Genomic DNA, 23,844 nt, shown 5'->3' on the forward strand with positions numbered 1-23,844 from the left:
CGCCGGCAGCGGCTGGTCGTCTTCGTCACCGTCACCCTCGGCGTGGCGCTGGCGATCGCGGCCGCCCAGGGCTGCCAGAACCGGCACGCGCAGGGGCTGCGGCCGCCGGCCGCCGCCCAGCCGAGCTCCGGGGACCAGGTGGGCACGGCGGGTCCGGCGATCGGGCTGTCGGCGGACGGTCTGTCGGCGGGCGGGGCGCAGTCCTCGGCGCCGCTGGCGCCCGCCGCGCGCACCAGCGGCTCGCCGCTGCCGGCCGGGTTCGGGCCCGCCCCGGGTCCGGTGCCGCCGGTGGACTGGCCGAACCGCAGCTACCCGGACCCGTCCGGCGGCCCGGCGATCCAGCTGCACGACGGCCGCTCGGCCGGCTCCCCGCAGGTCGCGCTGAGCGCGGTGCTGCCGGCCCGGTACCGCGGGGCGCCGGCCGAACTGGTGGTGCTGCGCCGCACCGACGGGTCGGTGCCGGTGGACCTGGTGGAGCTGTTCGCCTTCGCCCCGGACTCCCCCACCCTGTTGACCGCGCGCAGCTCGGCGGCCGACCCGCAGTCCACCGCCACCTGGCGGCTGGACGAGGGCGCGCTGACCCGCGAGGAGCGGGTCACCCAGACCGGGGCGACCACCACCACCCGCTACGCGGTGCGGCCGGACGGGACGCTGGACGAGTCCTGGCCCGGGGCCGGGGTGTCCGGCGGTACCGGGGGCTGAACGCCGGGAACCTGCCAGGAAACGGGAGAGTTGCCGCACCGCCCTTCTGACGCTGCGTGAGCGGTGGCAGACTCTGCGCATGGAACGGATACCGCCGCAGCCCGCGGGTGAGACCGAACGGCAGCGCACGCTGGGCGAGTTCGCCGCCAGTCCGCCCTTCCCGGTGCACGGCCTGCACAGACCGGTGGTGCTCCCGGCCCGGCTGGCCCGGTGGGAGACCAGGGACGGTGCGACGGTCTCGGTGCAACTGCTCTACGGCGAGCCGCGGCGGGCGGGCGCGGTGTTCCTGGCGGTCACCACCAGGGCACCGGGAAGCGCCGACCAGCGGACCGACCTGCTCGCCGAGCTGCGCCGGGAGCGGCTGCTGGAGCCGGGCGCGGAGCCGGAGTTCGGTCCGCTGCCGGCCGGCGGGGCCGCGGTGGGCGAGCTGTGCCGGGCGGGCGACGTCTGGGCGCTGGGGCTGCGGGCGGACCGGCAGGCGGTGACCGTGCTGGGCCGGGCGGTGGAGCCGCTGGACGTGGAGACCGGGCCGGTGCGCGACCTGCTGCCGTACCTGGGCGACCGGAGCCGGCTGGTGCGGCTGGCCACGGCGGCGCCCTGGGCCGGGCCGGAGCCGCGACTGCCGCCGGCCGGCGGGATCGCCGCGGTGCGGGCCTTCCTGGAGACCTTCCTGCCCGGTGCCCCCGACGCCGGTCCGGCCTACCGGGCGCTGGGCCGGCGGGCGGTCGTCGAGCTGGACCGGGTGCTGGGCTGCGGCCCGGAGCGGGCCGAGCGGCTGATCGCCTCGCTGGTCGGGCAGCTGGCCGAACTGCGCCGCCACGTGCCGTGGTTCACCGAACCGGACGGCCCGCGGACGGCGGCGCTGGAGGAACTGCTGCGCCACGTGGGCCTGCGCCAGCCGGTGGCCAGCGAGCCGGCCCAGGCGCTCTGGGAGCGCTACTGGGCCGCCCAGCAGTACCTCCCCGCGGACCGGCTGGCCGACCTGCGCGCCCTCTGGGTGACGGCCTGGACGGACTGGGCCCGCACCCGGGAGCAGGCGTGGTGACCCGCGGTCAGCCCGGGTTGACCGCGTAGAAGGCGATGGCGGCGGCCGCACCCACGTTGAGCGAGTCGATGTTGTGGGACATCGGGATCCGGACCCGCCGGGTGGCCGCCGCCAGGGCCTGGCGGGTCAGCCCGTCGCCCTCCGCGCCGAGCATCAGGGCGGCCTTGGGGAGCAGGTGGGGCGCGGCCTCGGCGAGCGTCACCGAGCCCTCGCCCGGGGTCAGGGCGAGCAGCTCGAAGCCCGCCCCGCGCAACACCCCGAGCGCGCCGGGCCACGGGTCGAGGCGGGCGTAGGGCACCGAGAAGACCGCGCCCATCGAGGTCTTGACGGCCCGCCGGTACAGCGGGTCGGCGCAGTCCGGCGAGAGCAGCACCGCCTCCATCCCCAGCGCCGCCGCGCTGCGGAAGATCGCGCCCAGGTTGGTGTGGTCCACCAGGCCCTCCAGCACCGCCACCCGACGGGCCCCCGCCAGCACCTCGGCGGCGCCGGGCAGCGGCTTGCGCTCCATCGAGGCGAGCGCGCCCCGGTGCACGTGGTACCCGGTGACCCGTTCGGCCAGGGCGGGTTCGACCAGGTGCACCGGTGCCTCGGCGGCCTCGATCAGGTCGGCCATCACGTCCAGCCACTTGGCGGTGAGCAGCATCGACCGCATCCGGTAGCCGGCCGCCAGGGCCCGCCGGATCACCTTCTCGCCCTCGGCGATGAACAGGCCCTCCGCGGGCTCGCGGCGGCGGCGCAGTTCGACGTCGGTCAGGTCGGTGTAGTCGGCGAGCCGGGGGTCGCGCGGGTCGGTGACGGTGCTGGGGCGGGACATGGGTGCCTTTACTCGACGGTGGGTCGGCTACGGGTGGCGGGGTCGAGCACGTGGACCACCTCACCGACCACGATCACGGCCGGCGGGCGGACCTGCTCGGCGGCGACCACGTCGGCCACCGTGCCGAGGGTGGCGTCGATCCGCCGCTGCCCGGCCGTGGTGCCCTCCTGGACCACCGCGACCGGGGTCCCGGCGCTGCGGCCGCCGGCCATCAGGCGGGCGGCTATCGCGCCGATCTTGTCCACGGCCATCAGCAGCACCAGGGTGCCGGACATCCCGGCCAGTGCGTCCCAGTTGACCAGCGAGCGCGGGTCGTCCGGGCCGACGTGGCCGGAGACCACGGTGAACTCGTGGGTCATCCCGCGGTGGGTGACCGGGATCCCGGCCGCGGCCGGCACGCTGATCGAGCTGGAGATGCCCGGCACCACGGTGACCGGGACCCCCGCCTCGGCGCAGGCCAGCAGCTCCTCGCCGCCGCGCCCGTACACGTAGGGGTCGCCGCCCTTGAGCCGGACCACGAACTTGCCCGCCTTGGCGTGCTCGACCAGGGTCCGGTTGATCGCCTCCTGGGCCATGAACCGGCCGTACGGGATCTTGGAGGCGTCCACCACCTCGACGTGCGGCGCCAGCTCGGCCAGCAGCTCGCGCGGGGCCAGCCGGTCGGCCACCACCACGTCGGCGTCGGCCAGCAGTCGACGGCCGCGCACCGTGATCAGGTCGGGGTCGCCGGGGCCGCCGCCGACCAGCGCCACCCCGGCGGCCCGCTTGCGGAACTGGCGGGCGCTCAGGGTGCCGTCCCGCAGGCCCTCCACGATGGTGGTGCGCAGGGCGGCCGAGTGGCGCGGGTCGCCGGTGAGCACGGCCACCGTGGTGCCCGCGTCGTCGTGGCCGCTGGCCGGGGTCCAGGCGGAGGCCGCGGCCGCGTCGTCGCTGCGCGAGCAGAAGATCCGGCGCTGTTCGGCCTCGGCGCTGACCGCCTCGTTCACCGCGTGGTCGTCGGTGGCCACCAGCACGTACCAGGCGTCCGCCAGGTCGCCCTCGGCGTAGCCGCGCCGGTGCCAGGTGAGCTCGCCGGCGTCGGCCATCGCCTGCACGGCGGGGGTGGTGCCGGGCGAGACCAGGTGGACCACGGCACCGGCCGCGATCAGCGCGGGCAGGCGGCGCTGGGCCACCTGGCCGCCGCCGACCACCACCACGCGGCGCCCGGCCAGCAGCAGGCCGACGGGGTAGGGGGTCAGGCCCGCGGTGGACGGGTGCGGGTTGGGCGCGTTCATCGGAGGAGCTCCTGGGGGGCGGTGAGGGTTCGGGTAGGACGAACCCCGTGCCGGCGCGCCCTCGGGCCGGCACGGGGGTATCGCTCGGGACTCAGCCCTTCTCGGTGACCCCGGCGGAGTCGAAGGTGGCTACATCGTGCATCGCCCGGGCCGCACTCTGCACCAGCGGCAGGGCCAGCAGCGCGCCGGTGCCCTCGCCGAGGCGCAGGTCCAGGTCGATCAGCGGGCGCAGGCCGAGCTTGGCCAGCGCCGCCTGGTGGCCCGGCTCGGCGGACCGGTGGCCGGCGATGCAGGCGGCCAGCACCTCGGGGGCGATGGCCTTGGCGATCAGCGCGGCCGAACCGGCGATCACGCCGTCCAGGATCACCGGGGTGCGCAGCGAGGCGGCGCCGAGCAGGAAGCCGGCGATCGCGGCGTGCTCCAGGCCGCCGACGGCCGCCAGTACGCCGATCGGGTCGGCCGGGTCCGGCCGGTGCAGCTCCAGCGCGCGGCGGATCACCTCGACCTTGCGGGCGTGCGTCTCGTCGTCGATGCCGGTGCCGCGCCCGGTCACCTCGGCCGGGTCGGCGCCGGTGATCACCGAGATCAGCGCCGCCGACGCGGTGGTGTTGGCGATGCCCATGTCCCCGGTGATCAGGATCTTGTTGCCGGCCGCGACCAGGTCGCGGGCGGTCTCGATGCCGACCTCGACGGCCTTGAGCGCCTCCTCGCGGGTCATCGCGGGGCCCTGGGTCATGTCGTCGGTGCCGGGCTTGACCTTGCGCGGCAGCAGGCCGGTGGTGCGGCCCTGCTGGATCGCGTCCGGCAGCTCGGCCTTGACGCCCACGTCGACCACGCAGACCTCGGCGCCGACCTGGGCGGCGAAGGAGTTGACCACCGCGCCGCCGGCCAGGAAGTTGGCCACCATCTGCGCGGTGACCTCCTGCGGCCACGGGGTGACGCCCTGGGCGTGCACGCCGTGGTCACCGGCGAAGATCGCGACGCAGGCGGGCTCCGGGACCGGCGGCGGGCACTTGCGGGACAGGCCGGACAGCTGGGCCGAGATGATCTCCAGCATGCCGAGCGAGCCGGCCGGCTTGGTCATCCGCTTCTGCCGGTCCCAGGCCTCGCCGAGCGCCTTGGCGTCCAGCGGGCGGATGGTGCGCAGGGTGTCGGCGAGCAGGCTGTGCGGCTCCTCGCCGGGCAGCGCGCGGTTGCCGTACTGCTCCTCGTGCACCACCCAGGAGAGCGGGCGGCGCTTGGCCCACCCCTGCTGCTGCAGCTCGGGCTCGTCCGGGAAGGCGTCCACGTAGCCGACGCAGAGGTAGGCCACCACCTCCAGGTGCTCGGGCAGGCCGAGCTCGCGGACCATCTCCTCCTCGTCGAAGAAGCTCACCCAGCCGACGCCCAGGCCCTCGGCCCGGGCCGCGAGCCAGAGGTTCTCCACCGCGAGGGCGGCCGAGTAGGGCGCCATCTGCGGCTGGGTGTGGCGGCCCAGGGTGTGCCGGCCGCCACGGGTGCGGTCGGCGGTCACCACGATGTTCACCGGGGTGTCGAGGATGGCCTCGATCTTGATTTCCTTGAACTGCTTGGCCCGGCCCTTGGGCAGCGAGTCGGCGTAGGCCTCGCGCTGACGGGCCGCCAGCTCGTGCATCTTGCGCCGGGTCTCGGTGGATCTGATCACCACGAAGTCCCAGGGCTGCGAGTAGCCGACGCTGGGGGCGGTGTGGGCCGCCTCCAGGACGCGCAGCAGCACCTCGTGCGGGACGGGGTCGGGGCGGAAGCCGTTGCGGATGTCGCGGCGCTCGCGCATCACCTGGTGGACGGCCTCGCGCATCGCCTCGTCGTAGCCGGGGGCGGCCGGCGGGCGGGGGCCCTCGGGCTCGGCGGGCCCGGTCGGCTCGGCGGTCGGCTCGACCGCGGCGGGGGCCTCAGCGACCGGGGTCTCGGTGACCGGGGCCTCGGTGACCGGCGCCTCGGCGGGCGCCGGCTCGGCGGCCACCGGCTCGGCGGCGGGCTGCTGTTCGGCGGCGGGCTGCTCGACGGCAACGGCGCCGACGGCGACCGGCTGCGGCTCGGCGGCGATCACCGGCGCCACGGCCGCGGGCTGCTCGACGGCGACGGCCTGCTCGGCCCCGGCGGGCGCCTCGGGCCGGACGGCCTGCTCGACCGGCACGGCCTCGACGGGGACCGGCTGCTGCTCGGCGAGCGGTCGGCCCTGGCCGGGCACGGCCTCGGCGACCGGCGCGTCCATCACGGCGAGGCCGAGCGGGGCCGGGTCGGCCAGGAAGGCGGCGATCCGGCGCGGGTGACCGGGGTGCGGGGCCGCGGGCGCGGCGTGCTGCTCGGCGGCAACGGGCGGCGCGGCGGCGGCCTCGACCACCGGCTCGGCCGGGACCGGCCCGGCCTCGGCAGCGGCCTCGGCCACCGGCTGCTGCGGCTCGACGGGCGCAGGGACGGGAGCGGCGGGCGCCTCGACGGCCGGCACCTCGACCGGCGCGACCGCGACGGCGGGCACGGGCTCGGCCACGGTCTGCGCCGGCACCGCCGCCACCTCGACCGGGACCACCGGCACCGGCTGCTCGACCGGAGCGGCGGCGGCCGCGACCGGCACGCCCTGGCCGACCGGCGCGACCGCGACCGGCTCGGTCGGCGCCGCGGCCGGCACGGTCACCGGCACCGCCTGCGCCACCGGCTCCGCGGCGGCCGACTGCGCCGGGACCGGCACCGGGGCGGTCACCCCGGGCACGCCGTGCGCCGGCGTGCCGCCCGGCACGGCCACCAGCGGCACGCCGTGCGGCGGGGTGCCGCCGGGCGCGGACGGGCCGCGGTCGGCGAGCGAACGGACCGGCACCTGACCGGTCATCAGCGAGGGGTCCGGGATCGGCGGGCCCGCGTGCAGCGGACGCCGGGCCTGCTGGGCGGCGGCCACCGGCTGGGCCTGGCCGGGCAGCTCGACCACCACGGGAGCGGCCACCGGCTCGGCGGTCTGCGCCGCCGGCGGCTCCAGCGGCGGCCAGGAGGGCTCGACCGGGGTCCCGGTCGGCTGCCCGGCCACGGGGACCGGCGGCGCCACCGGGGCGGCGGGAACGGCGTGGGCGACCGGCGCGGCCGCCTCGGCGGACTGGGCCGGCGGCACCTGCGGGGCGGGCCGGCCGGCCTCGGCCACCGGGTACCCCGGGGCGGCGAACCCGCCGGCCGGCAGCATCGCCTCGCCGAGCGGGACGGCCGGCGTCGCGGCGTCGCTCCAGGAGCCCTGCGGACCGGGCATCAGCAGCACGTCGTCCTCGTCGTCGGGCTGGTCGATGAAGTGGTAGACGGCACCGCCGGCTGCCACCGGGACGGCCTGGCCGACGGGAGCCGTGCCCCACCCGCCACCTCCCTGCGCCGGGTCGGTCCCGGTCTCGGGGAGCAGGTGCTCCGGCTGACCCTCGCTGGGGATCTGACCGCCGTCGGTCATCTCATACTCCTTCCAGGCCGCTTGCGCGTCCTTGGCGACCCGGTCGCCGACCGAGGCGCACCGCCCGCTCCCGGGACGGAGCCGCGTGCCGGCCCACCCCACGTCCAACCTCCGGGGCTGCCCGGTCGCGGTGGACGGCCCGGCCCCCCGCCCGTACCGGCAAGCACCCGTGCGGGGTGGAGGGTCGCGCACCGTCACCTGAAACAACGACAGCCCTGGGCATCCGGCACGACCGGCCCGGATCCCGGGCCATTCTCCCGGTCGGGCCCGTGTCAGTCGAATGCCCACGTACCGATCACCGTGTGCGTTGCGCCACGTCGGCACGGCTGCCACCCCACAGGGAAGGGTGGAAGTCGGATCGTCAGACTACCGGTCTTCAAGGTCGACTTAGCGACCGGGTGTCCGAATCGTCCGCCTTTGTCGAACGGGTTTGTCGATCCGTCAGGCGAGCTCGGCCCAGACCAGGTAGCCGCTCTCCGACACCCCGACCTCGACCCCGTCGCTCAGGTCCAGCGGCGCGGACTGCAGGAAGGCACCCGCCACCCGGTAGCCGGCCGCCGCCGTCACGGCCCGGATCTCCGCGGCCTCGGCGGCGGCCGCCGTCCACGCCACCAGCCGGCTCGGCCGCCGGGTCAGCACCGCGGCCACCACCGTCGCGCCACCGCGCTCGACCACCACCGCGTCCGGCTCGGGCAGCTCGCCGAGCACCTCCGGCGCACGCCCGGCGGCGGTCTCCAGCTCGACGCCGTACCGGCGCGCGTTGACCGCGATCCGCGCGCAGGTCGCCGCCGACTCCTCGACCGCGACCACGGCCGCGCCGAACCGCGCCGCCTCCACCGCCAGTGCGCCGGTGCCCGCGCCCACCGTCCACACCAGGTCGCCCGGCGCCGGGCCGAGGTGGGCCAGCACCACCGCGCGGGTCTGCGCGCCGAGCGTGGTCTGCCGCTCGTCGTCGTAGGCCTCCGGCGGCAGCGCCCAGCTGCGCTCGGCGGGCGGGTAGCCGACCGGGCGGCCGGCCAGCCAGCCCGCGGTGGCGCCCGTCGGCTGGTGGGCGGTCGAGCCGCCGATCACCAGCACCACGTTGGGATCGCGCCAGTTGTGGTCGGGGACCCGGTCGGAGGTGAGCACCGTGACGTCCTCGTCCTCGGTGCCGAGCGCCTCGCAGACCACGAAGGTGCGGTGCACCCCGCGCAGCATCAGGGCCAGCTCGCTCGGGCCGGCGTCGGGGCTGGTCAGCACGGCCACCTTGGGGTGGGCGCGGCAGACGTTGGCCGCCTTGCGCAGCCGGCCGCCGTGGGTGCTCACCACTTGGGCGTCCTCCCAGGCCATCCCGGCCCGGGCGAAGGCCGCGGCCACCGAGGAGACGGCCGGCAGCACCTCCAGCTCCAGGCCGTACTCGGGCCGGCGCAACGTGCGCACCACGCCGAAGAAGCCGGGGTCCCCCTCGGCGACCACCACCACCGCGCCACGGTGCTCGGCGATCCGCCGGGCCGCGGTCTCCACGCTGCCCAGGATGATCCGCTCGGCACCGGGCGGCACCGGGAGCGCGTTCAACTGATAGGGCGCCCCCGCCACCAACGTCGCCGCGCCGAGCGCGGCGGCGGCCGCCTCGGTCAGCGGCGTGCCGTCCCACCCGATGACCGTGATCCGGTCAGCCATCGCCGCTGCTCTCCCTGTCTCGCGCAGCCGGGAGCCCCGCCCCGACGTCCCCCGCCGTCAATGTTCCAGCCAGCCAGAGGGTACCGGGTGGGCGCGGTCGGACGCCGCTCCCGGCGATCTTGACCCGCTCCTCGTGTTGCGCCGGAGGTCAGCGGCGCAGCGCGCGCCCGTGGCCCAGCGGGACCGGTTCCGGGTCCATGTCCTCGGGCAGCAGGCTCCACAGGATCAGGTCGCTGCGGCTCTCCTCCCCCGCCGAACCGACCTCGCCGGTGCGCACTATCCAGGCGCTGCGCAGCACGCCCTCGCTGATGCAGCCGATCTTCTGCGCCACCTGCTGGGCGGCGGTGTTGCCGGCCGCGGTGCGCAGCTCCAGGCGGTGGAAGCCGCGGTCCTCGAAGAGCCACTGGGCCACCCCGAGCAGCGACTCCACCGCGTACCCCTCGCCGCGCGCCCAGGGCGCGGTGACGTAGGCGGCCTCGGTGCTGAGCAGCCGCCAGTCGGTGTGCCGCAGCTCGACGGTGCCGACCAGGCGCTGGGTCAGGTGCTCGGTGACGGCGAAGCTGATGCCCGATCCGGCCGCCCGGGCGGCCGGGGCCTGCTCGCGCACCCATGCGCGGGCGTGCGCCGCGGTGTAGGGCTGCGGCACGTCGGTCCAGCTGAGGACCAGCTCGTCGGCCATCATCGCGACCAGCTCGGGCGCGTCGCCCTCCTCCAGAGGGCGCAGCAGCAGCCGTTCGGTGCTGATCGCGGTCTCGGGGAAGCTCGCTGGCATACCGTCTCTCCTCGCCGGGTCGTGGCCCAACGTTACGCCTCGTGCGCCGGAGCCGCTGCCGCGGGGCGACGCAGCGTCAGTTTTCCCGGCCGGACGGACATGCGGGCCGGCTCAGAAGGCCGGCACGACCGACCCCTGGAAGGTGTCCTGGATGTACTTCTTCACCTCGTCGGAGTGCAGCAGCTGGGCCAGCTTCTGCACCCGGGGGTCGTTCTCGTGGCCCTTCTTGACGGCCAGCACGTTGGCGTACGGGTTGTCCGTCGCCTTCTCCAGCAGGATCGCGTCGGTGGCGGGCTTCAGGCCCGCGCCCAGCGCGTTGTTGCCGTTGATCACGGCGGCGTCCACGTCGTCCAGCGCGCGCGGCAGCTGGGCGGCGTCGAGCTCCTTGAACTTGAGGTTCTTCGGGTTGCCGGTGACGTCGTGGACGGTGGCGCCGGTGCCCACGCCGTCCTTGAGGGTGATCACCTGGTTGTCGGCCAGCAGCTTGAGCGCGCGGCCCTCGTTGGTGGCGTCGTTGGGCACCGCCACCGAGGCGCCGGCGGCCAGGTCGGTGACCTTCTTGACCTTCTTGGAGTAGACGCCCAGCGGTTCCAGGTGGACGTTCTCCACCGGGACGATGGTGGTGCCGTGGGTCTTGTTGAAGTCGGTCAGGTAGGGCAGGTGCTGGAAGTAGTTGGCGTCGGCGGAGCCGTCCTGCACGGCGGGGTTCTGCAGGGTGTAGTCCGTGACCTCCTTGACCGTCAGCTTCAGGCCCGCCTTGGCCGCCAGGTTGTCCTTGATGTAGTTCAGGATCTGGGCGTGCGGGGTCGGGCTGGCGACCACCACCAGCGGCTTGTCGGCGTCGGCGGTGGTGGAGGAGCTGGAGGAGCAGGCCGCCAGGGCGGTGAGGCCGGCTGCTGCGAGGACTGCGACGGTGGACTTCAGGACGGTACGCACGAAAAGTGCCTTTCTCCGTTGGCGAGGGCCGCGCGCCCGGGGCCGGGCGGCGGAAGCGTGTGGGGGCCCGTGGCGGGCCGTCAGGAGTGGTCGAGCCGCTTGCTCAGGAGGTCGCCGAGCAGCTGGACCAAGGTGACCAGCAGCACCAGCTCGATCACGATCACGACCATGAAGCCGGTCTCGAACCGCATGTAGCCGTAGGTGATGGCGAGGTTGCCGAGCCCGCCGCCGCCGACCGTGCCGGCCATCGCGGAGTAGCCGACCAGCGCGATCACCGTCGTGGTCAGCGCCGAGACGAGCGCGGGCAGCGCCTCGGGCAGCAGCGCCTTGCGGACCACCGCCCAGGTGGAGCCGCCCATCGCGTGCACCGCTTCGACCAGGCCGCCGTCCACCCCGCGCACGGCGGTCTCCACCAGCCGGGCGTAGAACGGGATCGCCCCGATCGCCAGCGGCACGGTGGCCGCCTGCCAGCCGATCGAGGTGCCGACCACCCAGCGGGTGAACGGGATCAGCGCGACCAGCAGGATCACGAACGGGAGCGAGCGCCCCACGTTCACGACCGCGCCCACGGCCTTGTTGACCGCCCGGTTCTGCAGCAGCCCGCCCCGGTCGGTCAGCACCAGCAGCACCCCGAGCGGCAGGCCGACCAGCAGCGTGACCAGGGTGGCGATGCCGACCATCTGCAGGGTCTCGCGGGTGGCGTCCTGCAGCAGCGGCTGCATCTCGTCCCAGGTCATGCGATCGCTCCGGTCTCGGTGAGGACGTCCACCTGCAGGCCCTGCTCGCGCAGGTAGCCGATCGGCACCACGTTGTCCTGGTGGGCGCCGGGCAGCTCGACCCGCATCCGGCCGACCTGGCGGCCGCCGATGGTCTCCACCGCGGCGCCCAGGATGTTGAGGTCGATCTGGTAGGTGCGGGCCAGCTGGGAGATGAACGGGCGGCCCGAGCTGTCGCCCTGGAAGGTGATCTCCAGCACGGTGCTCCCGCCGCGCCCGGTGCCGGACTCGCCGAGCGGGAAGAGCTCGCGGGACAGCCGGGAGCCGTCGGTGGCCAGCAGGTCGGTGAGCGTGCCCGCCTCCACGACCTGCCCGTCGCGCATCAGCGCGGCCGAGTCGCAGACCGACTTGATCACGTCCATCTCATGGGTGATCAGCAGCACGGTCAGGCCCAGCTCCTGGTTGAGCGTGCGCAGCAGCTGCAGGATCGACCGGGTGGTCTCCGGGTCCAGCGCCGAGGTGGCCTCGTCGGAGAGCAGCACCTTGGGGTCGCCGGCCAGCGCCCGGGCGATGCCGACCCGCTGCTTCTGGCCGCCCGAGAGCCGGCCCGGGTGGCTGCCCGCCTTGTCCGCCAGGCCCACCAGTTCCAGCAGCTCGCCCGCCCTGCGGCGGCGCTCGGTGCGGTCCAGGCCGATGATCTCCAGCGGCAGCTCGACGTTCTGCTGCACGGTGCGCGAGGCGAGCAGGTTGAAGTGCTGGAAGACCATGCCGATCCGGCGCCTGGCCTCGCGCAGGTCGCGCCCGGCGCGCTGCTCGGTACCGGGCAGCGCGGTGAGCTCGACGCCGTCCACCGTGACGGTGCCCGAGGTGGGCCGCTCCAGCATGTTGACGCAGCGGATCAGGGTGCTCTTGCCGGCCCCGCTGGTGCCGACGACGCCGTACACCTCGCCCTCGCGGACGTGCAGGTCGACGCCGCGCAGGGCGGCGGTCTGCCGGCCGCGCGAGGTGTAGACCTTGGTGAGGTCCTTGGTGGTGATCACAGCTGCTTTCCGTTGCGTGAGGGGGATGTTTCCGGACGAAGCACACAAATCAACCCGGTCGGGCACGCCGGGAGCGCGCCTGACGGCGATTCGGGACAGGGTGGCGGCCAGTTCGACCACGGCCGGACGGGCCGCGGTCGGTTCGATCACTGGCGGGCGGCACGGGCGCCGGTCGGCCGTTGCGGGCCGGCGGGGCGCGGTGCGAGGGAGGTGACGGGGCGCGGGGACCCGGTCAGCGGCGACACATTCGACAACACATGCCGAACACACCTGCCGGCATGGTGCCGGTGGCGGTGGCTCTCGTCGTCGCAGTCATGTGAACCAGTAAAACAGATGATCCGCGCACGTCCCACTCAACGGGACCCGCCGTCCGCATTGCGGACACGACCCGGGCGCGCCAAGGCCTCCGGGGAGTCACGGAAAAGCGAAAGGCCCCGTCCGGTGGACGGGGCCTCTGCTGGAATTGGTTCAGACCGCGGTGGCCAGCGGCAGCTGGACCGGCTTCTCCAGGGTGACGAAGCTCAGGTTCCCGCCGGCCGGGGCGACCCCGATCTGGCGGTAGCCCTGGCGGGCGTAGAGCCGCAGGTTGCCCAGGCTCCGGTGGCCGGTGAACAGCTGGAAGGCGCGCACCGGCTGCTCGGCCGCCAGCCGCTCCTCCACCGCGCGCAGCAGTCGACCGCCCAGGCCGTGCCCCTGCATCCGCGGGTGCACCACCAGTCGGGTTATCCGGGCGACGCCGTCCTCGTCCACCCGGCCGCGCACCGTGCCGACCACCTCGTCGCCGAGGCGGGCCACCAGCACCTGGTGGTCGGCCAGTTCCTCGCGCAGGCTGTCCAGGGTCTGGGTGAGCGGCTCGATCGACCAGTCGCCGTACAGCTCGGCCTCGCTCTGGTAGCCGAGGTACTGGAGTTTGAGAATCTGCTCGGTGTCCTGCTCGGTCGCATCCGAGATGATCACGCTCATGCCCATGTGCAGGGGCCTCCCATCGTCAATGCCCGACGCGCGCAGTGGAGGGTTTCCCGCGCCGGGTGGCCTGCCGGAGGTCGTCCCGGCCGGGGATCGGCCCAGACCGGGAGTAGCGCAAGACCGTACCAGCAACGAAGGTGCGGATACGTTCGCCAGCGCTCTACCCAGCCTTCAGCTGTTCTCAACCTTCCCGCATCCGCACGTGGCCGAAGTCACTCGGATGGCCAGCCGAAAGTGCCCGGGTCAGCCCACCCACTCGCGCTGGGCGGCCAGGTCGGCCTTGACCTCGGAGAGCTGCTGGGCCACCGCACTGGGCGCGGTGCCGCCGCGGCCGTCCCGGGCGCCGATCGCACCGTGCACGCTGAGCACCTCGCGCACCTCGGGCGTCAGGTGCGGGGAGATCCCGGCGAACTGCTCGTCCGTCAGGTCCCACAGCTCGATGCCCCGGCCCTCGCAGACCTTGACGCAGGCGCCGGCCACCTCGTGCGCCACCCGGAACGGGACGCCGCGCTTGACCAGCCACTCCGCGATGTCGGTGGCCAGCGAGAAGCCGGCCGGCGCCAGCTCCTCCAGCCGCTCCCGATGGACCGTCAGGGTGGCCATCATCCCGGTGAACGCGGGCAGCAGCACCTCCAGCGTGTCGCAGGAGTCGAACACCGGCTCCTTGTCCTCCTGCAGGTCCCGGTTGTAGGCCAGCGGCAGCGCCTTGAGGGTGGCCAGCAGTCCGGTCAGGTTGCCGATCAGCCGGCCGGACTTGCCCCGGGCCAGCTCGGCGATGTCCGGGTTCTTCTTCTGCGGCATGATCGAGGACCCGGTGGAGAAGGCGTCGTGCAGCGTGATGAAGCCGAACTCCTTGGTGTTCCAGATGATCACCTCCTCCGCGATCCGGGAGAGGTTGATGCCGATCATCGCGGTGACGAAGGCGAACTCGGCGACGAAGTCGCGCGACGCGGTGCCGTCGATCGAGTTGCCCACCGAGCTGCCCTCGAAGCCCAGCTCGGCGGCGACCGCCTGCGGGTCCAGGCCGAGCGAGGAGCCGGCCAGCGCGCCGGAGCCGTACGGGCTGACCGCCGTGCGGGCGTCCCACTGCCGCAGCCGCTCGGCGTCCCGGCCCAGCGCCTGCACGTGGGCCAGCACGTGGTGGGCGAAGAGCACCGGCTGGGCGTGCTGCAGGTGGGTGCGGCCGGGCATCGCGGTGTCGGGGTGCGCCTCGGCCAGGCCGACCAGCGCCTCCTGCAGGTCGAGCAGCAGGCCGCCGATGGTCTTCGCGTGGTCGCGCAGGTACATCCGGAACAGGGTGGCGATCTGGTCGTTGCGCGACCGGCCGGCCCGCAGCTTGCCGCCGAGCTCGGCGCCGAGCCGCTCCAGCAGGCCCCGCTCCAGCGCGGTGTGCACGTCCTCGTCGGCCACCGTGCCGACGAAGCTGCCCGCCCGCACGTCGGCCAGCAGCCGGTCCAGGCCGGCCAGCATGTCGGCGAGCTCCTGCTCGCTCAGCAGGCCGGCCTTGGCCAGCACCCGGGCGTGCGCCTTGGAGCCGGCGATGTCGTAGGGGGCGAGCCGCCAGTCGAAGTGGACCGAGGCGGAGAGCCGGGCGAGCGCCTCGGAGGGGCCGTCGGCGAACCGGGCGCCCCACAGACGCACATCGGCCTGGGGGTGCGCCTCCGGGCCGGGGACTGGGGGCTGGTCAGCGGTCATCGCGGTGGCTCCTCGGGTGCACACGGTCACTGGTGGCATAAGTATGCATGAGACCGTATGAAGTATCAAAGCCGGGGCCGGTGCGCACAGCGCGGCCGGGGCGCCCGGGTGCGGCAGCCACCCGGGGCCCCGGCCGTCGTCCTGCCGTCCCCCGCGACCGGGGTCCTACCAGGCGACCGGCAGCTCGTGCAGGCCGTAGATGAGCGCCTCGGTGCGGAACCGGACCTCCTCGAACGGCACCGCCAGCCGCAGCTCCGGCAACCGGCGCAGCAGCGTGCCGAGCGCGATCTGCAGCTCGGCCCGGGCCAGCGGCTGCCCCAGGCACTGGTGCACGCCGAACCCGAAGGCCAGGTGGCGGCGGGCGTCCCGGGCGACGTCCAGCTGCTCGGCGTCGCCGAACAGCTCCGGGTCGCGGTTGGCGGCCGAGAGCATGCAGAGCACCCCCTCGCCCTCCTCGACCAGCACGCCGCCGCCCAGGTCCACCCGCTCCAGCGCCACCCGCGGCACCCCGGTGTGCACGATGGACAGGTAGCGCAGCAGCTCCTCCACCGCGCCGACGATCAGGTCCGGCTCCCGCCGCAGCCGGTCCGCCTGCTCCGGCTGGCGCAGCAGCGCCAGGGTGGAGAGCGCCGTCATGTTGGCGGTGGTCTCGTGGCCGGCCAGCAGCAGCAGCACGCCGTTGGCCGCGACCTCCTCGGGCGTCAGCTCGCCCTTGGCGACCAGCTTGGCGATGATGCCGTCCGGCTCGCCCTGCTTGGCGGCGGCGACCCGGGTCAGGTAGTCCGTCAGCTCGTCGATGGCGCGCTGCGCGGTGCCCAGCGGCTGCGAGGTGTCCAGCAGCAGCCGACCCTGGGACTGGAAGAACTCGTGGTCCTCGTACGGCACCCCGAGCAGCTCGCAGATCACCAGCGAGGGCACCGGCATGGCGAAGGCGGCGACCAGGTCGGCCGGCGAACCGGCGGCGACCATCTCGTCCAGCGTCTGGTCCACGATCCGCTGGATCCGCGGGCGCAGCGCGTCCACCTTCTTGATCAGGAAGTCGGTGGTCATCGTCCGGCGCAGCCGGTTGTGCTCGGGGTCGTCCATCCGCAGGAAGCTCTGCTTGCGGTTGGCCAGCACCTCACGGCGCACCGGGACGATGAACGGGAAGTTCGGGTGGTGCGCGTCGGCGCTGAACCGACGGTCCATCAGCACGGTGCGGACCTGCTGGTAGTCGGTCAGCAGCCAGCACGGGCTGCCGTCCCAGAGGCTGAGCCGGGCGCTCTCGCGCCGGTACTCGGCGGGCGGGTCGAACGGGCAGCCGGCCGCGCGCGGGCCCGGCATGCCCAGTTGCTCGGCGGTGGTCACTCGGCCACCTCCGCCAGGGTGATCGCGCCACCGGGGCAGAGCGCGGCGGCGGTGCGGAGCTTGGCGGCCAGGTCGGGGGCGGGGCGGTCCTGGAGCAGGACCACCAGACCGTCCTCGTCGCTCTGGTCGAACACGGTGGGGGCGGTCAGGACGCACTGGCCGGAGCTGCAGCAGCGGTCCTGGTCGACGGTGACGTGCACGGGGGTTCCTCCTGGGCGCAGGCAAGAGGGGCGCCCCGTGCCTGTTGCCCGGGGCAACCAAACGTTCCGTCAGAGAACGTAACCCGCGCGGGTACGAAGCACGCCGACCGTTCTGGCAGTCACTGCAGAATGGCCGGATCGAGTCGGTCCGGCCGGATCGGACCGGCCGCGCGGTCAGCGCTCGGTGCGGGACTGCGCGAGCTGCATCAGGTGGTCCGCCAGCGCCTGGCCGCCGGCCGGGTCGCGGCTGATCAGCAGCACCGTGTCATCACCGGCGATGGTGCCGATGATCTCGTACACCTCGGCCGTGTCGATCGCCGAGGCCAGGAACTGGGCGGCGCCCGGCGGGGTGCGCAGCACCACCAGGTTGCCCGAGGCGGTGGCCGAGACCATCAGTTCGCCGGCCAGTCGGGCCATCCGCCCCTCGCTGGCCGACTCCCCCATCGGCGCCCGGGGCGTGCGGTCGCCGCCCTCGGCCGGGACGGCGTAGATCAGCGCGCCGTCCCGGTTGCGGATCTTGACCGCCCCCAGCTCGTCCAGGTCGCGGGAGAGCGTGGCCTGGGTGACCACCAGCCCGTCGTCGGCCAGCAGCTTGGCCAACTGGCTCTGCGAGCGGACGGGCTGACGGGTCAGCAGGTCGACGATCCGTCGGTGCCGGGCGGTGCGGGTCTGCGGGACCTGCGGAGTCGGACCGCCGGCGGGCTGGTCGGCTGGGGGAACGGTCATGATGATGATTCTTCCGGACTATCGGTCGGTCTGCGCGGCCGGGTCGCCTCGCAGGGTCAGTCCGCGGTGGCCTCGGCCTCCACCTCGGCCAGGACGGCGGGCAGCGCGGCCAGGAACGCGTCCGCCTGCTGCTCCGTCAGCACCAGCGGGGGGACCAGCCGCACCGCCTCCGGCACCGCCGCGTTCACCAGGAAGCCGGCCCGCTGGGCGGCCGCCTGCAGCTGGGCCGCGACCGGCCGGTTGAGCACGATGCCGAGCAGCAGGCCGGCGCCGCGCACGTGCGAGACCAGCGGGTGGCCGAGCGCCTCGATCCCGCTGCGCAGCCGGTCGCCGACCTTCTGCACCCGGGTGAGCAGGTCCTCGGACTCGATGGTCGACAGCACCGCCAGCGCGGCCGCCGCGACCACCGGGTTGCCGCCGAAGGTGGTGCCGTGGTGGCCCGGCTGCAGCAGGTCGGCGGCCGCGCCGTAGCAGATCACCGCGCCGATCGGCAGGCCGCCGCCCAGGCCCTTGGCCAGCGTGACCACGTCGGGCTCGACGCCCGCCTCGGCCTGGTGCGCGAACCAGTGGCCGGTGCGGCCGATGCCGGTCTGCACCTCGTCCAGGACCAGCAGCGTGCCGGTGGCCCGGGTGATCTCACGGGCGGCCCGCAGGTAGCCGGGCGGCAGCGGGATCGCGCCGTTCTCGCCCTGGATCGGCTCCAGCACCACGGCCGCGGTCTCGGTGGTCACCGCCGCGCGCAGCGCCTCGATGTCGCCGAACGGGACGTGCGTGACCTCGCCCGGCAGCGGCAGGAACGGGGCCTGCTTGCCCGGCTGCCCGGTCAGCGCCAGCGCGCCCATGGTCCGGCCGTGGAAGGCGCCCTGCAGCGCGACCAGCCCGGTCCGCCCGGTCAGCCGACTGATCTTGAAGGCGGCCTCGTTGGCCTCGGTGCCCGAGTTGCAGAAGAAGACCCGGCCCGGGCGCGGGTCCAGCGCGAGCAGCTTCTCCGCCAGCTCGATGGTGGGCTCGGCGGTGAACAGGTTGGAGACGTGCCCCAGCCGGCCGATCTGCTCGGTCACCGCGGCGACGATCGCCGGGTGGGCGGTGCCCAGCGAGTTGACCGCGATGCCGCCCAGCAGGTCCAGGTACTCCTTGCCGTCCGCGTCCCGCAGCACCGCGCCGGAGCCCTCGACCAGCGGCAGCCGGGGCGTGCCGTAGTTGTTGGTGAAGGCGTGCTGGTACCGCTGCGTCAGGTCGTCGTTCGTGGTCATGCCAGTCCCCCCAGTACGGTCGGCTCGTCGTCCGGGACGACCATGGTGCCGATCCCCTCGTCGGTGAAGATCTCCAGCAGCAGGCTGTGCGCCACCCGCCCGTCCAGCACGCGGGCGGTGCCGACGCCGGAGCGGACGGCGCGCAGGCAGCCCTCCATCTTCGGCAGCATGCCGCTGGCCAGGGTGGGCAGTATGGCGTCCAGCTCGGTGGCGGACAGCTGGCTGATCACGTCGTCGGAGTGCGGCCAGTCCTTGTACAGGCCCTCCACGTCGGTCAGCACCACCAGCATCTCGGCGCCCAGCGCGGCGGCCAGCGCGGCGGCGGCGGTGTCCGCGTTGATGTTGTAGACGTGGCCGTCCTCGCCGCGGGCGATGCTGGAGATCACCGGGATCCGCCCGTCGGCGATCAGCGCCTTCACCGCGCCGGCCTCGATGTTGACGATGTCGCCGACCAGGCCGATGTCGACCTGCTCGCCGTCCACCACCGCGTACCGCTTGACCGCGGTCATGGTGTGCGCGTCCTCGCCGGTCATGCCGACCGCGAACGGGCCGTGCCCGTTGAGCAGGCCGACCAGCTCGCGCTGCACCTGGCCGGCCAGCACCATCCGGACCACGTCCATGGTCTCGGGGGTGGTGACCCGCAGGCCGTTGGTGAAGGAGGACTCCAGGCCCAGCTTCTCCAGCTGCGCGCTGATCTGCGGGCCGCCGCCGTGCACCACCACCGGGTGCAGGCCTGCGTAGCGCAGGAAGACCACGTCCTGGGCGAACGCGGCCTTGAGCGCCTCGTCGACCATCGCGTTGCCGCCGAACTTGATCACCACGGTCTTGCCGTGGAACCGCTCCAGCCAGGGCAGCGCCTCGATCAGGGTCATCGCCTTGGGCAACGCGGTGTGGTTGCGGGCCTGTTCGCCCTTGGGTGCGATCTTCATGCTGCGGGGTCCCCCGTCAGGTGGAGTAGGCGCTGTTCTCGTGCACGTAGTCGGCGGTCAGGTCGTTGGTCCACAGCGTGGCGGCCGCGGTGCCCGCGTTCAGCCGGGCGGTGATCACCACCTGACGGTCCGTCATGTCGACCAGGGTGCGGTCCTCGCCGGTGGCGCCGGCCCGGCAGACCCAGACGCCGTTGATCGCCACGTCCAGCCGGTCCGGGTCGAAGGCCGCGTCCGTGGTGCCGATCGCGGCCAGCACCCGGCCCCAGTTGGGGTCCTCGCCGTGGATGGCGCACTTGAGCAGGTTGTTGCGGGCGATCGTGCGGGCGACGGTGACGGCCTCGTCCTCGGTGGCCGCGTCGACCACGTCGATCCGGATCTCCTTGCTCGCGCCCTCGGCGTCCGCGACCAGCTGGCGGGCCAGGTCCGCGCAGACCTGCTCGACGGCGGCGGCGAACCCGGTCGGGTCCGGGACCACGCCGGAGGCGCCGGAGGCCAGCAGCAGCACCGTGTCGTTGGTGGACATGCAGCCGTCGGAGTCCACCCGGTCGAAGGTGGTGCGGGTGGCGGCGCGCAGCGCCCGGTCCAACTGCCCGACCTCGACCGCGGCGTCCGTGGTGAGCACCACCAGCATGGTGGCCAGGCCCGGGGCCAGCATGCCGGCGCCCTTGGCCATGCCGCCGACGACCCAGCCGGCGCCGCCGGCCAGCGCGGTCTTGTGCACGGTGTCGGTGGTCTTGATGGCGATCGCGGCGGCCTCGCCGCCGGTCGCGCTGAGCGCCGCGGCCGCCAGGCCCACGCCCGGCAGCAGCACGTCCATCGGCAGCCGCTCGCCGATCAGGCCGGTGGAGCAGACCGCCACCTCGCCCGCGCTGACGTCCAGTTCGGCGCCGACCCGCTCCGCGGTGGCGTGCGTGTCCTGGAAGCCCAGCGGGCCGGTGCAGGCGTTGGCCCCGCCGGAGTTGAGGACCACCGCGGCCACCCGGCCGCCCTTGAGCACCTGCTCGGACCAGAGCACCGGCGCGGCCTTGACCCGGTTGCCGGTGAAGACGCCGGCCGCGGCGAAGGACGGACCGTCGTTGACCACCAGGGCCAGGTCCGGGGTGCCGGAGGCCTTGATCCCGGCGGTCACGCCGGCGGCGCGGAAGCCCTTGGCGGCGGTGACGCCCACGGACTGCGGCTCGTTGCTCGCTGCGCTCACGGCGCGACTCCGTTCACGGGGAGGCCCAGCTCCTCGGGCAGTCCGAGGGCGATGTTCATGCTCTGCACCGCGCCGCCCGCGGTGCCCTTCACCAGGTTGTCGATCGCGCTGATCGCGATGATCCGGCCGGCCTGCTCGTCCAGCACCACCTGCACCAGCGCGCTGTTCGCGCCGGCCACCGACTTGGTCTGCGGCCACTGGAGTTCGGGCAGCAGGTGGACGAACGGCTCGTCGTCGTAGGCCTTGCGGTACGCGGCGCGGACCTCGTCGGCGGTCACTCCGGGCCTGGCCTTCGCCGAGCAGGTGGCCAGGATGCCGCGGGACATCGGGGCCAGGGTGGGGGTGAAGGAGACGCTCACCGGCCCGCCCGCCACCGCGGAGAGGTTCTGCGACATCTCCGGGGTGTGGCGGTGCACGCCGCCGACCCCGTACGGGCTCATCGAGCCCATCACCTCGCTGCCCAGCAGGTGGGTCTTGACCGCCTTGCCGGCGCCGGAGGTGCCGCTGGCCGCCACGACGACCGCCTCGGGCTCGGCCAGGCCGGCCGCGTAGGCCGGGTAGAGGGCGAGCGAGACGGCGGTCGGGTAGCAGCCCGGCACCGCGATCCGCTTGCTGCCCATCAGCGCGGCCCGGTGGCCGGGCAGTTCGGGCAGGCCGTAGGGCCAGGTGCCGGCGTGCGGGGAGCCGTAGTACCGCTCCCAGTCGGCCGGGTCCTTCAGCCGGAAGTCGGCGCCGCAGTCCACCACCAGCACGTCCTCCCCCAGCGCCTGCGCCACCGCGGCGCTCTGGCCGTGCGGCAGGCCGAGGAAGACCACGTCGTGGCCGGCCAGCACCTCGGGCGTGGTCGGCTCCAGCACCCGGTCGGCCAGCGGCAGCAGGTGCGGCTGCAGCTCGCCGAGCCTGGTCCCGGCGTTCGAGCCGCCGGTCAGCGCCCCGATCTCCACCTCCGGGTGCCCCAGCAGCAGCCGCAGCACCTCGCCACCCGCATACCCGCTGGCACCGGCAACAGCGACTCGCAAGGCCATGACCGCTTCCTTCCTTCGGCCCCGTGTGATGTGGCATGAATATACGCATCGCGGAACATTCATGCAAGGAGTCGAGGAGGCGGCCCGCGGTCGCGGCCGGCCGGAACCGTCAGCCGCGGCGGCGGGCGGCGAGGGCGTGCAGCAGGATGCCGGCGGCGCCCAGGACGGTGGCGACGGCCAGCAGGCAGGCGGTGAAGAAGAGCGTCATCGTGCGGGTGAAGCCGCTGCCCTCGACGTCGACGGTGAACCGCGGGCCGACCCAGCCGCCGGGGTCGTCGGTGACCTCGGTCCGCTCGCCCGCGGTGTCGTAGGCGGAGCAGTCGTCCACCGTGCGGGTGCGGTCGGGCTGGTCGTCGTAGCGGACCGTGCAGCGGTAGGTGGTGGTCTTGCCGCGGCTCACCGTCACCCGGGTGACGGTGGCGCGGTGGGCGGTGCCCCGGGCGGCCAGCACCGAGTCCTGGGTGGCGTGCATGGCCAGGATCGGCACCCCGATCAGCGGCGCGAAGAGCAGCAGCAGCGCCACCCAGCGCAGCGCCGGGGCGGCGCAGAGCAGCGTCATCGTGCTGATCAGGCCCACCGCGCCGCCGATCAGCAGTACCAGACCGGGCACCATCAGCCAGCCGCCGAAGGCCATCACCCCGCCGCCGACCGGCAGGGCGAGCACCGTGACCGGGATCCACAGCGCCGTCAGCCACGGGCGGCGCGGGTAGTCCGAACGGGGACGGGCGGCGGGTCGGCGGGTGGACCGGGTGGACCGGGTGGACCGGGTGGCGGCGTGGTGGATCACGCCGCCCGATCCTGCCAGGCGCTCACCCGCGCGACGTCACCGCCCGCAGGATCACGAACTTGGGGTTCGCGGCGACGGTCTCGCAGTTCCCGAACAGCCGGCGCAGCTTCACGTGGTAGCCCAGGTGCCGGTTGCCCACCACCCACAGCTCGCCGCCCGGGCGCAGCGCGCGCCGGGCTCCGGTGAACATCCGCCACGCGGCGGCGTCGGTGGTGGCCCGGTGCGAGTGGAACGGCGGGTTGTTGAGCACCAGGTCCACCGAGTCGGCGGGCACCGCGGCCAGCGCGTCCCCGGCCAGGAACTCGGCCCGCGCCCCGGCCGGCGCGTTGGCGCGGAAGGTCGCCTCGGCCGAGGCGACCGCTTGGTGGGACTCGTCCACGAAGAGCAGGTCGGCCCGCGGGTCGGCCAGCGCGACGGCGGTGCCGAGCACCCCGTTGCCGCAGCCCAGGTCCACCACCCTGGTCCGGCCGCCGGCCGCGGCGGTCGGCGGCAGGTGCTGCAGCAGGAAGCGGGTGCCGATGTCCAGCCGGTCGGCGCAGAACACGCCCGCGAAGTTGGTGACGGTCCGTCCGGACACCGCTCCGATCCCGTCCGGCAGCGCGTACCGCAGCGGCCACGGGTTGGCCGGCCGGGCCTGCCCCGGGTCCGGGGTGCTGAACACCAGCCGCGCCTTGCGCACCGCCAGCGACGTCCGGGTCGGTCCGACCAGCCGCTCGAACAGCTGCAGGGTGGAGGTGTGGATCTCGGTCACCATCCCCGCCGCGAGCACCACGCTGTCCGGGTGCAGCGCGGGGGCCAGCCGGTGCAGCTGGTCCTCCAGCAGCGCCAGGCTCTTCGGCACCCGGACCAGCAGCACGTCGATCCGCTCCGGCGGCGGCTCGGTGGTGGTGAGCAGCCGGACCGCGCCCGCGGGCACGCCGTTGCGCTCCAGGTTGGCCGCCGTGGCCCGCTGCCCGAGGTAGGAGTCGCTGATCTGCACCACCGGGGTGTGCCCGGCCAGCGCGGTGGTCAGCGCGCCCCAGCGGTCGCCGAGCACCACGACGGTGCCGGACAGCGCCACCGGCACGGCCGGCTCCTCGGTCTCGCCGGCCAGCCGGCGCAGCAGGTACTCGTCGGCGGCGTCCCAGGCGCGCAGCTGCTCGCGCGGGTCCTCGGGGAAGCGGGTGAGCCGGTACGCGCCCCAGGACGTGGTGAAACTGTTCATCGTCCGCCCAGGCTAACCGGTCCGCCTGCCCGGAATTGTCGGCGCCGGCTGGGAGGATCGGCTGTGCGGGTCCCACCACGGTGCTGACCGACCGTCAGCCGGTACGGAAGGAAGGCA

At 74.5% G+C, this 23,844-nt stretch carries 20 protein-coding genes and 1 pseudogene; 2 read left to right on the forward strand and 19 right to left on the reverse strand.

Features of this window, described 5'->3' with window-relative positions; genetic code table 11:
* Both ACFW1A_RS15255 and ACFW1A_RS15260 read left to right on the forward strand, forming a co-directional pair.
* Positions 1–702: pseudogene (locus ACFW1A_RS15255) on the forward strand (hypothetical protein); the annotation flags it as partial.
* A gap of 79 nt (positions 703–781) precedes the next feature.
* Positions 782–1,747, forward strand: a complete 966-nt coding sequence (locus tag ACFW1A_RS15260; protein WP_380409073.1) for a hypothetical protein — start codon at positions 782–784, stop codon at positions 1,745–1,747.
* 7 nt (positions 1,748–1,754) lie between these two features.
* On the opposite strand, the gene ACFW1A_RS15265 is transcribed toward ACFW1A_RS15260, so the two are convergent.
* From ACFW1A_RS15265 to ACFW1A_RS15355, 19 genes are all read right to left on the reverse strand, one after another.
* Positions 1,755–2,561 carry a TrmH family RNA methyltransferase gene (locus ACFW1A_RS15265; RefSeq protein ID WP_380409075.1) on the reverse strand — a complete coding sequence of 269 codons (807 nt, stop codon included), beginning with the start codon at positions 2,559–2,561 and terminating at the stop codon, positions 1,755–1,757.
* Positions 2,562–2,569: 8 nt separating this feature from the next.
* Positions 2,570–3,835, reverse strand: coding sequence for a uroporphyrinogen-III C-methyltransferase (gene cobA / locus ACFW1A_RS15270; RefSeq protein ID WP_380409077.1), 1,266 nt, complete (start codon positions 3,833–3,835; stop codon positions 2,570–2,572).
* Positions 3,836–3,926: 91 nt separating this feature from the next.
* On the reverse strand, positions 3,927–7,274 hold the full coding sequence (cobT, locus tag ACFW1A_RS15275; protein WP_380409079.1) for a nicotinate-nucleotide--dimethylbenzimidazole phosphoribosyltransferase: 3,348 nt from the start codon (positions 7,272–7,274) through the stop codon (positions 3,927–3,929).
* Positions 7,275–7,715: 441 nt separating this feature from the next.
* Positions 7,716–8,933 (reverse strand): precorrin-6y C5,15-methyltransferase (decarboxylating) subunit CbiE, encoded by a 1,218-nt coding sequence (gene cbiE / locus ACFW1A_RS15280; protein ID WP_380409081.1) that lies wholly within the window; start codon positions 8,931–8,933, stop codon positions 7,716–7,718.
* Between the two features lie 148 nt (positions 8,934–9,081).
* Entirely contained in the window at positions 9,082–9,705 is a 624-nt protein-coding gene (locus ACFW1A_RS15285; protein WP_380409083.1) for a GNAT family N-acetyltransferase, read from the reverse strand.
* A 111-nt stretch (positions 9,706–9,816) separates the two neighbouring features.
* A complete protein-coding gene (locus tag ACFW1A_RS15290) occupies positions 9,817–10,641 on the reverse strand; it encodes a MetQ/NlpA family ABC transporter substrate-binding protein (protein ID WP_380409085.1) in 825 nt (274 codons plus the stop codon).
* 80 nt (positions 10,642–10,721) lie between these two features.
* A complete protein-coding gene (locus ACFW1A_RS15295) occupies positions 10,722–11,378 on the reverse strand; it encodes a methionine ABC transporter permease (RefSeq protein ID WP_380409087.1) in 657 nt (218 codons plus the stop codon).
* Positions 11,375–12,397: a methionine ABC transporter ATP-binding protein gene (locus ACFW1A_RS15300; protein WP_380409088.1), complete on the reverse strand. Its 1,023-nt coding sequence runs from the start codon at positions 12,395–12,397 to the stop codon at positions 11,375–11,377. The genes ACFW1A_RS15295 and ACFW1A_RS15300 overlap by 4 nt, the downstream gene beginning before the upstream one ends.
* A gap of 468 nt (positions 12,398–12,865) precedes the next feature.
* Positions 12,866–13,366: a GNAT family N-acetyltransferase gene (locus ACFW1A_RS15305; protein ID WP_380409090.1), complete on the reverse strand. Its 501-nt coding sequence runs from the start codon at positions 13,364–13,366 to the stop codon at positions 12,866–12,868.
* Between the two features lie 240 nt (positions 13,367–13,606).
* Positions 13,607–15,058 carry an argininosuccinate lyase gene (gene argH, locus ACFW1A_RS15310; protein ID WP_380409092.1) on the reverse strand — a complete coding sequence of 484 codons (1,452 nt, stop codon included), beginning with the start codon at positions 15,056–15,058 and terminating at the stop codon, positions 13,607–13,609.
* Between the two features lie 165 nt (positions 15,059–15,223).
* A complete protein-coding gene (locus ACFW1A_RS15315; RefSeq protein WP_380409094.1) occupies positions 15,224–16,405 on the reverse strand; it encodes a cytochrome P450 in 1,182 nt (393 codons plus the stop codon).
* The gene (locus ACFW1A_RS15320; RefSeq protein WP_380409096.1) at positions 16,402–16,605 is read right to left on the reverse strand and encodes a ferredoxin; all 204 of its coding nucleotides are present in this window, start codon (positions 16,603–16,605) and stop codon (positions 16,402–16,404) included. Before ACFW1A_RS15320 ends, ACFW1A_RS15315 begins: the two co-directional genes overlap by 4 nt.
* A gap of 174 nt (positions 16,606–16,779) precedes the next feature.
* A complete protein-coding gene (locus ACFW1A_RS15325) occupies positions 16,780–17,331 on the reverse strand; it encodes an arginine repressor (RefSeq protein ID WP_380409098.1) in 552 nt (183 codons plus the stop codon).
* A 56-nt stretch (positions 17,332–17,387) separates the two neighbouring features.
* On the reverse strand, positions 17,388–18,584 hold the full coding sequence (locus tag ACFW1A_RS15330) for an acetylornithine transaminase (RefSeq protein WP_380409100.1): 1,197 nt from the start codon (positions 18,582–18,584) through the stop codon (positions 17,388–17,390).
* Positions 18,581–19,513, reverse strand: a complete 933-nt coding sequence (gene argB / locus ACFW1A_RS15335) for an acetylglutamate kinase (protein ID WP_380409102.1) — start codon at positions 19,511–19,513, stop codon at positions 18,581–18,583. Before argB ends, ACFW1A_RS15330 begins: the two co-directional genes overlap by 4 nt.
* Before the next feature lie 16 nt (positions 19,514–19,529).
* A complete protein-coding gene (gene argJ / locus ACFW1A_RS15340) occupies positions 19,530–20,681 on the reverse strand; it encodes a bifunctional glutamate N-acetyltransferase/amino-acid acetyltransferase ArgJ (RefSeq protein ID WP_380409121.1) in 1,152 nt (383 codons plus the stop codon).
* A gap of 26 nt (positions 20,682–20,707) precedes the next feature.
* On the reverse strand, positions 20,708–21,736 hold the full coding sequence (gene argC / locus ACFW1A_RS15345) for an N-acetyl-gamma-glutamyl-phosphate reductase (RefSeq protein WP_380409104.1): 1,029 nt from the start codon (positions 21,734–21,736) through the stop codon (positions 20,708–20,710).
* Between the two features lie 109 nt (positions 21,737–21,845).
* Positions 21,846–22,523 carry a hypothetical protein gene (locus ACFW1A_RS15350; RefSeq protein ID WP_380409106.1) on the reverse strand — a complete coding sequence of 226 codons (678 nt, stop codon included), beginning with the start codon at positions 22,521–22,523 and terminating at the stop codon, positions 21,846–21,848.
* A gap of 22 nt (positions 22,524–22,545) precedes the next feature.
* Positions 22,546–23,727 (reverse strand): methyltransferase, encoded by a 1,182-nt coding sequence (locus ACFW1A_RS15355; RefSeq protein ID WP_380409108.1) that lies wholly within the window; start codon positions 23,725–23,727, stop codon positions 22,546–22,548.
* Between the last annotated feature and the right edge of the window lie 117 nt (positions 23,728–23,844).

It is taken from the genome of Kitasatospora sp. NPDC058965 (genome assembly GCF_042741245.1).
Taxonomy (GTDB): domain Bacteria; phylum Actinomycetota; class Actinomycetes; order Streptomycetales; family Streptomycetaceae; genus Kitasatospora.